At 66.9% G+C, this 14872-nt stretch carries 12 protein-coding genes; 10 read left to right on the forward strand and 2 right to left on the reverse strand.

Annotated features, from left to right (window positions below):
• The first annotated feature begins 8 nt into the window (after window positions 1-8).
• From AAFN86_RS28330 to AAFN86_RS28350, 5 genes are all read left to right on the forward strand, one after another.
• Window positions 9-893 carry a 3-keto-5-aminohexanoate cleavage protein gene (locus AAFN86_RS28330; protein ID WP_347546992.1) on the forward strand — a complete coding sequence of 295 codons (885 nt, stop codon included), beginning with the start codon at window positions 9-11 and terminating at the stop codon, window positions 891-893.
• Between the two features lie 39 nt (window positions 894-932).
• Window positions 933-1802 carry a 3-keto-5-aminohexanoate cleavage protein gene (locus AAFN86_RS28335; RefSeq protein WP_347546994.1) on the forward strand — a complete coding sequence of 290 codons (870 nt, stop codon included), beginning with the start codon at window positions 933-935 and terminating at the stop codon, window positions 1800-1802.
• Window positions 1803-1819: 17 nt separating this feature from the next.
• Window positions 1820-3427, forward strand: a complete 1608-nt coding sequence (locus AAFN86_RS28340) for an ABC transporter substrate-binding protein (protein ID WP_347546996.1) — start codon at window positions 1820-1822, stop codon at window positions 3425-3427.
• Window positions 3428-3809: 382 nt separating this feature from the next.
• The gene (locus AAFN86_RS28345) at window positions 3810-5399 is read left to right on the forward strand and encodes an ABC transporter substrate-binding protein (protein WP_347546997.1); all 1590 of its coding nucleotides are present in this window, start codon (window positions 3810-3812) and stop codon (window positions 5397-5399) included.
• A 2-nt stretch (window positions 5400-5401) separates the two neighbouring features.
• Window positions 5402-6631, forward strand: a complete 1230-nt coding sequence (locus AAFN86_RS28350; RefSeq protein ID WP_347546998.1) for an aminotransferase class III-fold pyridoxal phosphate-dependent enzyme — start codon at window positions 5402-5404, stop codon at window positions 6629-6631.
• A gap of 22 nt (window positions 6632-6653) precedes the next feature.
• On the opposite strand, the gene AAFN86_RS28355 is transcribed toward AAFN86_RS28350, so the two are convergent.
• Entirely contained in the window at window positions 6654-8138 is a 1485-nt protein-coding gene (locus AAFN86_RS28355) for a M81 family metallopeptidase (RefSeq protein ID WP_347546999.1), read from the reverse strand.
• A 100-nt stretch (window positions 8139-8238) separates the two neighbouring features.
• Window positions 8239-8787: a cupin domain-containing protein gene (locus tag AAFN86_RS28360; RefSeq protein ID WP_347547000.1), complete on the reverse strand. Its 549-nt coding sequence runs from the start codon at window positions 8785-8787 to the stop codon at window positions 8239-8241.
• A gap of 692 nt (window positions 8788-9479) precedes the next feature.
• Between AAFN86_RS28360 and AAFN86_RS28365 the strand changes: the two genes are divergently transcribed.
• From AAFN86_RS28365 to AAFN86_RS28385, 5 genes are read left to right on the forward strand one after another with little or no spacing between them, the layout of a single operon-like run.
• Window positions 9480-10775: an ABC transporter substrate-binding protein gene (locus AAFN86_RS28365; RefSeq protein ID WP_347547002.1), complete on the forward strand. Its 1296-nt coding sequence runs from the start codon at window positions 9480-9482 to the stop codon at window positions 10773-10775.
• A 58-nt stretch (window positions 10776-10833) separates the two neighbouring features.
• Window positions 10834-11568: an ABC transporter ATP-binding protein gene (locus tag AAFN86_RS28370; protein ID WP_347547007.1), complete on the forward strand. Its 735-nt coding sequence runs from the start codon at window positions 10834-10836 to the stop codon at window positions 11566-11568.
• A gap of 20 nt (window positions 11569-11588) precedes the next feature.
• Window positions 11589-12308 (forward strand): ABC transporter ATP-binding protein, encoded by a 720-nt coding sequence (locus tag AAFN86_RS28375; protein ID WP_347547003.1) that lies wholly within the window; start codon window positions 11589-11591, stop codon window positions 12306-12308.
• A gap of 1 nt (window position 12309) precedes the next feature.
• Window positions 12310-13164 (forward strand): branched-chain amino acid ABC transporter permease, encoded by an 855-nt coding sequence (locus AAFN86_RS28380; protein WP_347547004.1) that lies wholly within the window; start codon window positions 12310-12312, stop codon window positions 13162-13164.
• Complete coding sequence (locus AAFN86_RS28385) at window positions 13161-14117, forward strand: branched-chain amino acid ABC transporter permease (protein WP_347547005.1); 957 nt, start codon at window positions 13161-13163, stop codon at window positions 14115-14117. The genes AAFN86_RS28380 and AAFN86_RS28385 overlap by 4 nt, the downstream gene beginning before the upstream one ends.
• Window positions 14118-14872: the final 755 nt, after the last annotated feature.

Raw genomic sequence — 14872 nt, forward strand, 5'->3', positions numbered from 1 at the left:
ATACGTCCATGGCGAAGAAAGTCATCATCATGGCGCGGATAAACGAATACGCACCGCGCGACCGCAACCCGCACATTCCATTCACCCCCGAGGAGATCGCCGAGACCGCCGCTGCCTGCCGGGAGGCCGGCGCCTCCATCGTCCACTTCCACGCGCGCAACGCGGATGGTTCGCCGTCGCACGATCCGAGTGTCTATCTGGACATCATCCGCCGCATCCGTGCGCGGACCGACATCCTGATCGACTGCACCCTCGGCCAGAACACCATCAAGGGGGATGAGGCGCGCGCCGCGCACATCGCGCTGATGCGCGACCGCCCGCAGGACCGCGCGGACCTTGCCGCCGTCGATGTCGGCAGCACCAACATCGACGTCTATGACGTGACGGAGAAGCGGTTCCGCACGACGGACCGCACCTATCTGAACACCATCGGCACCTGCCTGTACCTGGCTGGGGAGATGGACCGTGCCGGGGTGAAACCGCATCTCACCTGCTGGGCCATCCCGTTCCTGCGCACCGCGGATGCGATGCTCGACATGGGCGTGTTCAAGGAACCGGCCTATGTGCAGTTTGCCTTCTGCGAGGGGGGCATCGTCGGCGGCCATCCCTGCACCATCGCGAGCACGCTGGCCTTCCTGGACGTGCTGCCGCGGGAACGCCGCATCGAATGGACGGTGACCTGCAAGGAAGGCAGCATCCTGCCGGCGGCGGCGGTCGCGCTGGAGCGCGGCGGGCATCTGTCGCCCGGCATCGGCGACTACCCCTATCCGGAGCTTGGCTGCCCGACCAACGAGGAGTTGGTGCGCTATTTCGCCCAGCTCGCGCGTGGCTTCGGGCGGGAGACGGCAACACCCGCGGAGACACGCGCGATGCTCGGCCTGCCGGCCGCCTGACCCGTTATCCCTGGCTCATCAAAGCGAGAACGCGACGCCATGAACAAGCTGATCATCAACGTGCGCCTCAACGAGTGGGAGATGCGCGGGCCCAACCAGAATATCCCCTACTCCCCGCAGGAGATTGCCGAGCAGGCGGCGCAGTGCCGCGAGGCCGGCGCATCCATCGTGCATGTCCATGCGCGCGGCCCGAACGGCGAGCGCAGCCACAGCCCAGAGCTCTACGCCGAGATCACGCGCGAGATCCGCGCGCGCAGCGACATCCTGATCCACACGACGCTCGGCAACGTCTATCTGGAAGGCGACGCGGCCGATCGCGTCAAGCATGTCGAGGCCTCGAAACCCGACATTGCGACGATCGACATCGGCAGCACCAACATGGACCGCTACAACCCCGCGAAGAAACAGTGGGAGAGCACCGACAAGGTCTACGCGAACAGCATTGAGAGCTGCATGTTCTTCGCGAAGACGATGCGCGATCTCGGCGTGAAGCCAGGCCTCGGCATCTGGTCCGTGCCGTTCATGCGCGCCGCGGCCGCCTTCATCGAAATGGGGCTGCTGGACAGCCCCGCGCTCGGGAAGATTCCGCTGTGCGGCGGCAGCCGGCTCGCCGGCCATGACGCAACGCCGGAAGGCCTGCGCGCCTTCCTCCATGCGATCCCGCCTGACGGCAGCATCCAGTGGGCGGTGTGCACGAAGCACGCCAACATCTTCCCCTGCGCCGCCGTCGCGATCGCGGAGGGCGGACATGTCGCCCCGGGCCTCGGCGACTACCAGTATCCGGAGCTCGGCTGTCCGACCAACCGCGACATCGTGCACCGCATCGCCAGCATGTCGCGCGACATGAACCGCGAGGTTGCCAGCCCCGACGATGCGCGTGAGATCCTGCGCATGCCACCCCGCCGCTGACACGGAGACAGATCGCCATGCCCCGGAACGCCCGACGCAGCCTGTTGGCGACGTCACTGCTCGCCGCTCTCGCCGTGGTGCATCCGGGCCTTCGTCCGGCGCAGGCCCAGCCTGCACCGGTCCTGCGCATGGCGGTGGAGGCGGAGATCACCTCGACCGATCCGCACTATCATAACCTCGCGCCGAACAAGGCCGTCTCGGCGCATTTCTTCGATTCGCTGATCCTGCAGGATGCACAGCAGCGCATGGTGCCGGGCCTCGCGGTCTCGTGGCGCGCCATCGACGACCTGACCTGGGAGTTCAAGCTGCGCGAGGGCGTGACGTGGCACGACGGATCGCCTTTCACCGCCGACGACGTCGCCTTCACCATCGCCCGCGCGCCATCGGTCCCGAACAGCCCGTCGTCCTTCGGGCTCTACATCCGCCAGATCGCGGAGACGACGGTGGTGGACGCGCAGACAATCCGCTTCCGGACCCATACCGTGTTTCCGCTGATGCCGGTCTATCTCTCCACCTTCGGCATCGTCTCTCGCCGGCATGGCGAAGGGGCCTCGACGGCCGACTACAACAGCGGCAAGGCGATGGTTGGCACCGGGCCCTTCCGCTTCGTCTCCTGGACGCAGGGCGACCGGATCGTGATGGAGCGCAACCCATCCTATTGGGGCGGCGCATCGTCTTGGGCGTCGGTCACCACACGCTTCATGCGCAGCCCGGCATCGCGCGTCGCCGCGCTGCTCTCGGGCGATGTCGACATCATCGATGCGCTGCCGACCGGCGATATCGCGCGGGTCGAGCGCGATCCGCGCACGCAGGTCAGCCGCGCCCTGTCCAACCGCAACATGTATGTCTTCCTCGATCATCTGGAGCGCTCCTCGCCATTCGTCGCCGACCGGCAGGGAAGGCCGCTAGCGCAGAATCCTTTCCGCGACCTGCGCGTGCGCCAGGCTGTGAACATTGCTGTGAACCGGGATGCGATCGTCAGTCGCGTGATGGATGGCGCAGCGGAACCCACCGGGCAACTGATGCCGCGCGACTGGTTTGGTTGGACGCCGACCCTGCCGCCGCCGGCCTACGACCCAACGCGCGCCCGTGCGCTGCTGGCCGAGGCCGGATTTCCGAACGGCTTCAACCTGACCATCCATTGTTCCAACAACCGCTACGTCAATGATGAGCGGATCTGCCAGGCCATGGGTCAGATGCTGACGCGCATCGGTATCCAGACGACGGTGCAGGCGCTGCCCTTCTCGACCTGGATCGCCGGAGCCAGCCGCCAGGACTACAGCATGATCTTCGGTGGCTGGGGCATCGACACGGCAGAGGCATCCTCACCACTCGGTTCGCTGCTTGCCACCTATGATCGCGCTACGGGGCAAGGTGCGTCGAACCGCTCACGCTATTCGAACCCGGAGGTGGATCGTCTGCTGTCGGAAGGGCTTGCAACGCTGGATGACGAGCAGCGGCGGCAGATCTTCATCCGCGCGACGGAGATCGCGATGCGCGATGTCGGGCTTGTCCCGATGCATCACCAGGTCAACCTGTGGGGCGTCAGGCGTGAGTTCACGCATGCCGCCCGGTCCGACGAGTGGACACTGGCCATGGGTGTGACGCCGACGAGCAGGCAGTGAATGCATGGGTGCTTGGCCATTGGAGTTGCATCGAAAAGGCCATGCCAGGCGACCATCCCCGGATGACTGTGCGTGTCCACAATGTCCGCGTCCTGTCGGCCGTGCCTTGAGGCATTATGGAGACTGTTGTTGCCGATGTGCAGCCGCCATGCGTGGCGGCAGCACGTATTTGTAGTTTCGTCCGCCGGGGTTCTCCGGCCCGGTCATGGATCAATGGTGCGGCGCTTGTGTGCTTCAAGATGCGCGATTCAATCAGCGGGGAGGCCCCTCAAGGGCAGGTTTTGCTGCGCACTATCCTTACCGCCATCGCCCACCTACATCGCAGCGGGGCGCCGGGACCTTACGGTGGCACCCTAAATCGTCCGTGAAAGGAGCGCCGCCTATGCCAATCCGACGCCGCGCCGTGCTGGCCCTCGCGCCGTCCCTCGGCCTGTCCGCCCCGGCCATCGCGCAGGACATGCGCGCCCGCACGCTCCGCTTCGTGCCCTCGACCGACCTGGTGTCGCTCGACCCCGTTCTCTCGACCGCGTTGGTCGCCGTCCAGCACGGCTTCCATGTCTTCGACACGCTCTACGGCGTCGATGCGCAGATGCGCGCCAAGCCACAGATGGCCGAGGGCCACCAGATCAGCCCCGACGGCCGCGCTTGGACGATCCGCCTACGCGACGGTCTCGTCTTCCATGACGGCGAGCCCGTGCGCTCGCGCGACTGTGCCGCCAGCCTGGAACGATGGGCCAGGCGCGACACCTTCGGCCGCGTCTACCAGACCGTCGTCGATGCCTATGAGACGCCGGACGACCGCACGCTGGTGATCCGCCTCAAGCGGCCCTTCCCGATGCTGGCCGATGCGTTGGCCAAGCCGCATTCGCAGCCTGCCTTCATCATGCCCGAGCGCATCGTCCGCGCCGCCGGCGACAACGCGATCACCGAGATCACCGGGTCCGGCCCCTATCGGTTCCTGCGTGACGAATGGTCCTCGGGCAACCTCATCGCCTATGGCCGCTTCGATGGCTACCGGCCACGCAGCGAGGCGCCGGAATGGACCTCCGGCGCCAAGGTCGCGCATTTCGAGCGCGTGGAGTGGCGCGTCATTGCGGACAAGGCCACCGCCGTCGCCGCGCTGGTTCAGGGCGAGGTGGATTGGATGGAGGCGCTGCCCGCCGACCTCGAACCGATCGCGCTGCGCGGCCGTCGCGTGAAGATCGAGAATGCGGATCCGCTCGGTTCGGCGATCGTCGCGCGCTTCAACCATCTCGTGCCGCCCTTCAACAATGCGTCGCTGCGGCGCTTCGTCGTGCAGGTTGTGCGGCAGACCGACTATCTGGCGACGGTGACAGGCGGCAAGGAAGCCGATTGGCGCGAATGTCAGGCGATGTTCCCCTGCACCGTGCCCGGTGTGGAGGAGATCGGCCGCGGCCAGTTCGGGAGCCTCATTGGCAAACAGACCGAGATGCGGGAGGCGCTGCGCGCCACCGGCTACAATGGCGAGAAGGTCGTCATCCTCAATCCGGCGGACAATGCGACGCTGGCGCCGCTCGGCCCGATCACCGCGCAGGCGCTGCAGACGGCCGGGTTGAATGTCGAACTGGTCGATATGGACTGGGGCACGCTGCTGCAGCGCCGCAACAACCGCACTCCGACGGCCACCGGCGGCTGGAGCCTGTACCACACCACCTGGCCGTCCATCGCCATCGCCAACCCGGTGCTGAACACCACGATCCGCGGGGAGGGCGCGACCGGCTGGCCCGGCTGGTTCGAAAGTGCGGAGATGGAACGCCTCACCGCCGCGTGGCTGGACGCCACCGACAGCGCGGAGCAGGCGCGGCTGTTCGGCGAGGTCCATGCGCTGGCGATGCGCGAGGTGCCGACCCTGCCGCTCGGCATCTACTTCCCCAAGACGGCCTACCGCAACGAGATAACCGGCGTGCTCGGCGGCTCGGTGCGCTACCCCTGGAATGTGCGGCGCGCCTGACCATGGCGCATCTTGTCGGCGCCGTGTCGTCCGCCGCGCGCCTGCTGCCGCCGCTCGACGGGCAGGCGCTGACCGTCGCGCGGTCCGCCGGGCCATGGATCTGGGACAGCGAGGGGCGGCGCTATGCCGATACCGCGCTCGGTTTCGGCGGCACCGTGCTCGGTCATGCGCCGGCACTGGTGGTCGAAGCGGTGACGCAGGCGCTGCGCGACGGCCCGCTGCCCGCCTTCGCCCATGCGCGGGAGGAAGCGGCCGCGGCGGCCATCGCGGCCCATGCGGGGCCCCTCGATCAGGTGCTGTTCGTCAGCACCGGCAGCGAAGCGGTGCACCTTGCCTGCCGCGCGGCGCGCGTGGCGACCGGCCGCACGCGCATCGCCAAGATGGCGGGCGGCTTCGATGGCTGGCTGGACGACGTCGCCTATGGCGGCGCCGGGGCGGCGGAATCCTCCTTCCCCGGCAATGCGCGGCCGGAGACCGACCGCGTTTCCCTGCTGCGCTTCAACGATGCCGAGGATGCCGAGCGGCTGTTCGCCGAGCGCGACGACATCGCCGCGGTGCTGGTCGAGCCGGTGCTCGCCAATGCCGGCTGCGTTCTGCCGGCGCCAGGCTATCTGCTGCAATTGCAGGCAATCGCGCGGCGTCACGGCGCGCTGCTCATCGCGGACGAAGTTCTGATGGGCTTCCGCCTGCATGCGGGACTGGCCGCCCATGCGATGGGGCTGGACCCGGATCTCGCGACGCTCGGCAAGGCGGTCGGCAGCGGCGTCGCCGTCGCGGCCGTTGCGGGTCGGCCGGAGATCATGCGCGCCTTCGCGGATGGCCGCGCGGTGCGTGCCGGGACATACAGCGGCAACCCGATGGCCTGCGCCGCGGTACTGGCGTCCATGGAAATGCTGGACGCCGCCGATTACCCCGCCCTTCTCGCCCGCGGCGAGGCCCTGCGCGGCCGTATCGTCGATGCCTTTGCCCGTGTCGGGCAGGCGGTCAGCACGAGCGGCCATGGCAGCGTCTTCAGTCTCTGGCCGAGCGAAGCGCCGCCGCGCGACTATGCGGAGGCTCGTGGCCTGCTACGGCCCGAATGGTCCGTTGCCCTGCATGTGGAGTTGCGTCGCCGCGGCGTGCTGCTGATGCCCTCGGGCTACGGTCGGATCTTTCTGTCCTTCGCCCATGACCAAGCGGTACTCGACGACATGGCCGAAGCGTTCGAGGACGCGGCTTCCGCGCTGCGGTAGGCGGTGAGGGGGAGCGGCCCCCTCAGGACTTGATGTGGACTTCGGGCGTCATCGCAATGTCGTCCAGCGGGTAGAAGGGCCGCGCCACGGTGAAGGGCAGGTCCTTCACGCGGTAGGAGGACATGCCCGGCGTATCGACGGTGATGCACTCGCCGATCGCCGCGTAGTTCAGCGTGAAATGGTAGCCGGACCGTGTCACCACGATGCGTTGGTCGCGCGGCTCCACACCCATGGCGCGGAAATATTCGGGGTCGATGTAGGAATAGGGCCGCGCCGTCAGCACCACCTTCAGCGCGCCGATGCGCAGCACCGCGAATGGGCCGATGAATGCGCGCTGGCCCTTCTCCGCAGGCCCCTGATAGACCAGCGAGGCACCTTCAGCGGCCGAGATCACAATTCCGGTCAGGGTTACCGGCGGCGCGACTGTGGAATAGCGGCCGCCCACCGTCACCGTGACCGTCGCACCGACACCTGCTGCACGGCACCGCGCCACGGCCTCGGCATCGCAGATGGGCATCGCGGCCGGCAGATCGGCACCGAGGCCGAGCAGCGCGTGCAGGATCACGGTGCTGTCGCCCGGCGCACCGGCCGCTACTCGGTCGCCCTGGTCGCCCAGGATCAACGGGCGGGCGGTTCCCGCCACGGCCCTGGCGAGGCATCCCTCCAGCGACGGATAGGTGCCGATCAGCCGCGCGCGCGCCGTCCACAGATCGGCGGCGAGGTTCGCGACCAGTGCCTTGGCCTGCGTCGCATCTCCGTTGCCATAGGCCATCACGACCTGGCCGAGCCCCGGCACGTCAAGGAACTGCTGCGCGTTGAAGATCGAGGCGTCGTAAACGCCCTGGGCGGCCACGGCCGCCGCCGCGCGGGCATGCAGCCCTTGCAACGGCTCCTCATCCGTCCGGTCATTGCCGAGCGTCAGCATGGGCAGGTGCGACCAGGCGAGGACCGGCTTCAGCGTGCCGTCCAGCATGGCCAGCGCCGCGCGGCCCGCGCGCAATCCCGTCATGCCCTGGTCACCATGCGGGTTAGTGAGATAGGCCGCGAGCAGGTCGCAGGTCTCAAGGATTTCCGGGGTCACATGCGCATGCAGGTCGAAGGCGGCGGTCATCGGCATATCCGGCCCGACGATCGCGCGCAGCTCCTGCATCAGCACGCCTTCCGGATCGTGCAGCGTCGGCGTCAGCATCCCGCCATGCAGCGGCAGCGCGATGGCGTCGAAATCGCCGCGTTTCGCGGCGTCGAGCATGATGTCCTTCATCTCGACGAAGACCGCATCCTCGACCGGCCCACCGGATTGCGCGCGATAGAGCGTGGGCACGATCACCTCGGCTCCGGCTGCCTCCGCGGCATCGATGATGCCGCCGAGCGTCGAATTGGTGCCGCGGGCGCGGGCGAGCGCATCGTCGCCGGCGGTGATGGTGAAACTGTCCCGCCCCATCCGGATCGGATTGAAACTATGGGATTCCTGGGCGATGCCGCCTGCCAGGATACGTCGCGCTGCCATCGCCTGCCCGTCCTCGTGCTGGTCCACGCCGAGCAGAGGGCCTTCGCCGCGGCAACGCAACGGGGTGGCGTGCCGCTGGGCAGGAAACTGGCCGCGCCGGTCAGTAGGTGGGCGGCGTGACGGCGCTGACGATGGTGCTGACGCCGTCGGCGACATTGCGGAACAGGTGCGGCTGGCGGCTGTCGAAATAGTAGCCGTCGCCTTCGCGCAGGATGCGGGACTGGTCGCCGACCGTGACCTCGATGGCGCCGCGGGTGACGATGCCCGCCTCCTCGGCGTTGTGGGCGATAGGGTTGTCCGTCGCCGCGCCTGGTGCGTAGTGCTCCGACAACAACAGCATGCGGCGGTTCGGATAGTCCATGCCGACCAGCCGGTAGGAGACGCGGTCCGCCCGGCCGATCTCGGTGAGCTCACCAGCGGCGTAGAAGATGCGCGGTGGGATGGCGCTTTCGAGATCCTCGAAGAAGGCGGAGAGCGTGAGGCCGAGCGCACCGAGGATGGCGCCGAGCGTATCGACCGACGGACTCATGCGATCGCGCTCGATCAGCGAAATCGCGGAATGCGACACCCCAGAGCGCGCGGCCAGTTCCCGCGTGCCGAGACCCCGCCGCGTACGCAACTCCCGAAGCTTCGGTCCGACCTTGGGCATGGCGGGGCACCTGCAACGATGTTCACCAGTGGTGATTATCATAAGCGGCCTGGCCTTGGGATAGCGATCGTGCCAGGGCATTGCGCGGCCCACGGTGCCAACGACGCCATCTCATCCTTCCGGCAAAGGGGCTCGAGCTTGCCGCAGCTGTGGATGGGCGAAGTCCTCGGCCTCAAGCGTTACAGGACAACGGTAGTGCATTGGGATCGTCGGATGCGCATCCCCGCCTCCAAGTGAAATTGCGATGCCAGCACCTTGGCAACGAAGCTTGGGCGTTTGCCGTTCGCATGCCCCAACATCCAAGGCCGGGCCGCGCCCACCAGGGCGTACCGAAAATGTGCCAGCCACGTGCATTGGCGCCAAATCCGCAGCGAGAAGCATCAGATCAATAGGGTCGGGTTCTACGCCCGCCATTCGACTCACATGGGCAGGACAGGGCGATGCCGCCCGCGAGCCCCTGTCGCAACCGCAACCCGAACAATGCGCCAGACGACGAAGTAGGGCTTGACGTCCAGGGGCCTACCCTTGGAGGCTACTTATAACGCTGGATCGCCAGTGTCCGCTTGTGCCGCTTCGTCGGCCAGGATGGCCGCTGAACAAGGCAGGAAGGGGGGGCGGATGACCTGGATGAACGGGCTGCTCTCTCATTCCCAGCCGGTCCGCAACAGGGTCGGATACCAAGGGAGAAAGCCATGCTCACCAATCGTCGGACGCTTCTGGCCGGAGTCGGCGGCCTAGCTGCCGGCCGCGCCGTTGCACAAGGCGCTGGTGCACCCATTCGTGTCGGACTTTTGCACGATCTGTCAGGCCCGTTTGCCGGGGCCGGCTCCGTGCCTCTTGCCGCGGGCGCCGAGCTCGCCATCGAGTTGTTCAATGAGCGTGGCGGCGTCGACGGGCGAATGGTGCAGGCGGTTTCCGCCGACAGCCAGAGCCGTGCCGAGGTGGCCATCAATGAGGCCGAGCGCCTGGTCAGCCAGGAACGCCTGGACGTCATCATCGGCGTCTATAGCTCCGCCCATGCAGTGCCCTTGGCGCAACGCATGCAGGCCCAGGGGAAGATCCTCTGGATCAACAGCGCCATCGCCTCGGCCGTGCTGAAGGGCAAGCACTTCACGCATATATTCCGTCCGACCGTGCACTCCGATCAGTATGGTGAGGGCAGCATCGAGTTCCTCGCCGAGCATTGCCAGCGCGCGACTCAGATCGCGCCGAACCGCTTCAAGTTGGGCATCATCTATGAGGATGGTCCCTATGGTGTGGGCGTGGCGACCGCACTGGAAGAAAATGCCCGCCGCGTGGGCATGCCGATCGCGTTGAAGGAAGGCTACTCAGCCACGGCGCCCGATCTGTCCACGCTGGTCACCAAGCTGCGACGTGAGCGACCCGACGCCGTCCTGCAGGTCGGCTACAATCCGGACATCACGCTGTTCCTGCGCCAGGCCAAGGCAGGCGGGCTGCGCACGCGCATGGTGATCGGCCACGGTGCCGGCTACTCGCAGATCGACAGGTTGACCGAGACCTTCGGTGCGGAGATCAACCACTTCTGCAACGTCGATCCCGCCGCCACGCAGATGCTTGATCCTTCGCGCCTGACGGCGCCGGCGCGCGAACTGCAGGACATCCTGCTCACGCGCTACCGGGCACGCACCCAGTCCAACGATCCGCCGACCCATGCCTCGATGGGATTCAACAACACCTGGGTCTTCCTGGAATATGTGTTGAAGCCTGCGGTGCGCGAAGCCGACGGATCGATCGACGCCATGCGTCGCGCGGCGCTCGGCGTCGACATTCCCGTGGGTGGCACGATCCAGGGCTATGGCGTGAAGTTCAATCCGCCCGACCACGAGATGGCAGGCCAGAATTCCCGCTCCGTTGCCGTGGTGATGCAGTTCGAAAACGCGCGCTCCAAAGTGGTGTGGCCGACCGCCATCGCTGGCGGCCCGCCGGTGATGCCACTGCCGGCCAGCAGCCCCTTCGCCCTGCGTTGAAGACTGATCCGGTGCTGAGCCCATCTCGCTTCCCCTTCGGGGGCGCGACCGCGTGAGCATGCTTCAGGTCTCGGGGCTGACCAAGTCGTTCGGGGGATTCACCGCCGTCGACAATGTCAGCTTCAGCGTCGAGCAGGGCGAGATCCTCGGCCTGCTCGGCCCCAATGGATCGGGCAAGAGCACGACCTTCAACTGCATCGCCGGCATGCTGAAGCCGACGGCCGGCAGCGTGAAACTGGCCGGCGAGGAGATCGCCGGCCTGACCGCCGATGCGACCTGCCGCAAGGGCATCGGTCGCACCTTCCAGATTCCGCGACCCTTCCGCGAGCTGACGTTGCTCGAGAACGCCATGCTGGCCGCGCATTTCGGCCATGGCGGCCATATGTCGCATGAGGAGGCGGAATCGATCGCGCGCGATGCGCTGACGCTTGCGCAACTGCCGACTGATCCGCAGGCGCGCGTCGGTGGTCTCGGCGCCGCTGGGCTCAAGAAGCTGGAACTCGCGCGCGCCATCGCCACGCGACCGAAGCTGCTCTTGGCCGATGAATCGCTCGGCGGGCTTGATGCGGGGGAGATGCGCCAGGCGGCCGACATGCTGAAGCGTATCCGTGACGAGCGCGGCATCACCATCGTCTGGGTCGAGCACATCATGGGCGTGCTTCTGTCGGTCGTGGACCGCGTGCTGCTGCTCGACCACGGCGCCGTTATCTTCGAGGGCACGCCGCGCGAGGCGCAGCAGGATGAGAAGGTGGCCGAGGTCTATCTCGGGCCACCCGAGACACGCGCTGCATGACCGATATGGGGATTGATCCGATGACGGGGGACACGCTCACCCTCGAGGGAATCCGCGCGGGCTACGGTGACTTCCAGGCATTATTCGATGTCGGGCTGAAGGTCGCGCCCGGTGAGGCCGTGGGCGTCGTGGGTCCCAACGGCGCCGGCAAGACCACGCTGCTGCGCGTGATCTCCGGCATGCTCCGGCCGAAGGCTGGCACCGCGCGATTTGGCAGCGCCGACCTGGCCACCTTGCCGGCTCATGCACTGCCCGCCATCGGCATCGCGCATGTGCCGGAGAACCGACGCCTGTTCCCGCACCTCACGGTCGAGGAAAACCTCAAGGTCGGTGCGTATATCCCAAGCGCGCGCAAGCGCTACGCCGAACGCGTCGACTACGTCTTCGGCATGTTCCCGCGCCTGAAGGAGCGTCGTCGGCAACTTGCCGGCACGATGAGCGGCGGCGAACAGCAGATGTGCGCGATCGGCCGTGCGCTGATGTGCAGCCCGCGCATCCTGCTGCTGGATGAACCCTCCGCCGGCCTCGCGCCGCTGATCGTCGCGCAGGTGTTCTCACTGGTGGAACGCATCCGCGCCGAAGGGCTGACGGTGCTGATCGTCGAGCAGAACGTCGCCCAGGTCCTGCGCGTGGTGGACCGCGCCTATGTGCTCGATGCCGGGCGCGTGGTGGCCGAGGGGACGTCAGCGCAACTGGCCTCGGATCCGATGATTCGCAGCGCCTTCCTGGGAGGGCACTGAGTTGGATCCGTTCCTGCTTGAGGCGATCGTCAACGGCATTCTGCTCGGCGGCGTCTTTGCGTTGCCGGTGCTCGGTCTCAACCTAGTGTTTGGCGTCGTCGACGTGGTCTGGCTCTGCTACGCGGAGCTGGTGATGGTCGGCATGTACTGCGTGTGGTTCCTGCACACCCAGGCCGGATGGCCGCTGCTTGCCGCCTTCGCGGCATGCCTGCCGGTGGTCGCCATGCTCGGCGTGCTGCTGCATCTGTTGGTGGTGCGCCCGCTGCTGAGCAGCCCGCCCATCACGCAGGTGCTGGCGACCGGCGGCGTGCTGTTCATCCTGCAAGGCGGCGCGATGCTGATCTTCGGGACGGATTTCCGCTCCCTCGGCGTCGAGATGCCGCCGATGGAGGTCGGCGAGATCTTCGTTTCCGGCACCAAGCTGGTCGCTTTCATCGCGGCTCTCGTCGGTGCGGCGGTACTCTGGACCTTCCTGAAATTCACCTATGTCGGTACCGCCATCCGTGCCATCGCGCGTGATCGGGAAGTGATGCCGCTGATGGGCGTCGATCCGCGGCGCATCTACCTGGTCGCCTCCGCGATCGGTGGTGCCCTGGCAGGTCTCGCGGCCTGCCTGCTGGTCGTCCAACTCGACGTGCACCCGTTCATTGGGCTGAGCTTCGGACCGATCACCTTCATGATCTGCGTCATGGGTGGGCTGGGCAACATGCTGGGCGGCTTCCTCGCCGCCTTCCTGATGGGTGTCATCATCTCGACCGGCGGGTTCTGGTGGAACACCGAGATGAGCTACGTCGTCGCCTTCGCCTGCTTCATCGTCGTCATGTTCGCCCGGCCCAGGGGGCTGTTCGCCCGATGACCAGGATCGCGATCGCGCTGAGCGTCGTCCTTGCGGCGCTGCCCTTCCTCGGCCTGCCCGAATACTTCCTGCATCTCGGCATCGCGACGATGCTTTCGGCCCTGAGCTGCACCGGCTGGGCGCTGATGGGGCGATTTGGCCTGGTGTCCTTCGGCCATGGCGCCTTCATCGGCATTGCCGCCTATACCATGGCGCTGCTGTGGAACGATCTGGGGCTGTCGCCCTGGATCGGGCTGCCCGCCGGCGTGGCGCTTGGCGTCGCGGCCGCGGCGTTGCTCGCCTATCCCTGCTTCCGGCTGCGCGTGGTGGGGCACTACTTCGCGCTCGTCACCCTCGCCGCCGGCGAGATCGTGCGCATCCTGATCGTGGCGCTGCGCGACCATACCGGTGGGTCGCTCGGCATGACGCCGCGGCTGGCGCCGGACAGCGCGTTCGCGGCCATGCAGTTCGGCAAGCACGGCTTCTGGTGGATCGCCGTCGCGGCCTGGGCCTTCGGACTGCTGGTGTGGTGGTGGATTGATCGCAGCATGTCGGCCAAGGCGCTGGCGGCCATCAGCGAGGATGAGGACGCCGCCGCGGCGATCGGCATCCGTGTGACGCGTGAGAAGATGATGATCACGCTGATCTCGGCCGGGCTGGCTGCCCTGGGTGGGGCGCTGGGTGCGCAGTACCGGCTCTATCTCAATCCTGAGTCGCTGGCCGGCATTGGCATCTCACTGCAGATCGTCTTCGGTGCGCTGGCCGGGGGGATGTATTCGATGCTGGGCCCGACAGTTGGCGCGGCCTTCACCATCGCACTGGAGGAAACGCTGCGGGTGTCCTTTGGCACGGCCTTCATTGGCGCGGCGCCGCTGGTCTATGGCATCCTGTTGGTGCTGTTCATCCTGTTCCTGCCGCGCGGCATCGTCGGATGGTTCGAGAGGAAGCGCTGGGCACCGCGCGTGGGGCGGTAGACGGAGAGCGGCGTCGCCATAAGCCTTGCCAGAGGTCGTTGGACATTTGGAAAGGCGGGGCGGACCTGGCGTGGCGACACTGGCGACCGCCGGTATCGGTCTGTGTTTCCGGCGGCCCATTGCATGACCTCTGGTATTCAGCCGTTCGTGCCCTTGGGCGCGTTGTGCCGAGGGCAGCCTTTGGAGTGACGCGCAAACCTCCGGCTTGTTTGATTTTGCCGCCGCTCCGCATTCGCGGCGATGGCGAGAATCAGAAACCGGTGCGTTGGCCTCGCCGTTTCGAGCGAGAGCGCACGCAACAGCATCCGACGCGACTCTGATGCCCGCCGCCAAGTCCCGGCATCCCAAAGGCCCCCCGGCCTTTGGTGGGGTGGTTTGGAGGGGCATACCCGCTTATACCGAACAGACCTCAATCCGCTATGATCACGGGAACTATACGAGGATGACGGCCTGATCGCGTGCTCACGTGGGCCAGTTCAGCCGCGGCACACCGAGATAGCGGTGGATGTGCGTGAGTTGCGAGCGAGGTTGAAGTTGGAACGGCTACTTTATGCGGGCATTCCAGCACAGGTAGCGGGCGCCAGTCGTTCCGGGAGACGGATCGGGCGACAATTCGCCGCTGCGCGGCGCGCTAGAGCACGCTGCTATTCGTTGGAATCGGGGTTCCGAAACGGGGCGGGATCTGATTCAAGCGTTGGGCTGGGCGATGGAGGCCAGCGCTGATGCGGCCGTACTCCGAGGATCTGCGTGAGCGC

It is taken from the genome of Roseomonas sp. CAU 1739 (assembly GCF_039839775.1).
Taxonomy (GTDB): Bacteria; Pseudomonadota; Alphaproteobacteria; order Acetobacterales; family Acetobacteraceae; genus Neoroseomonas.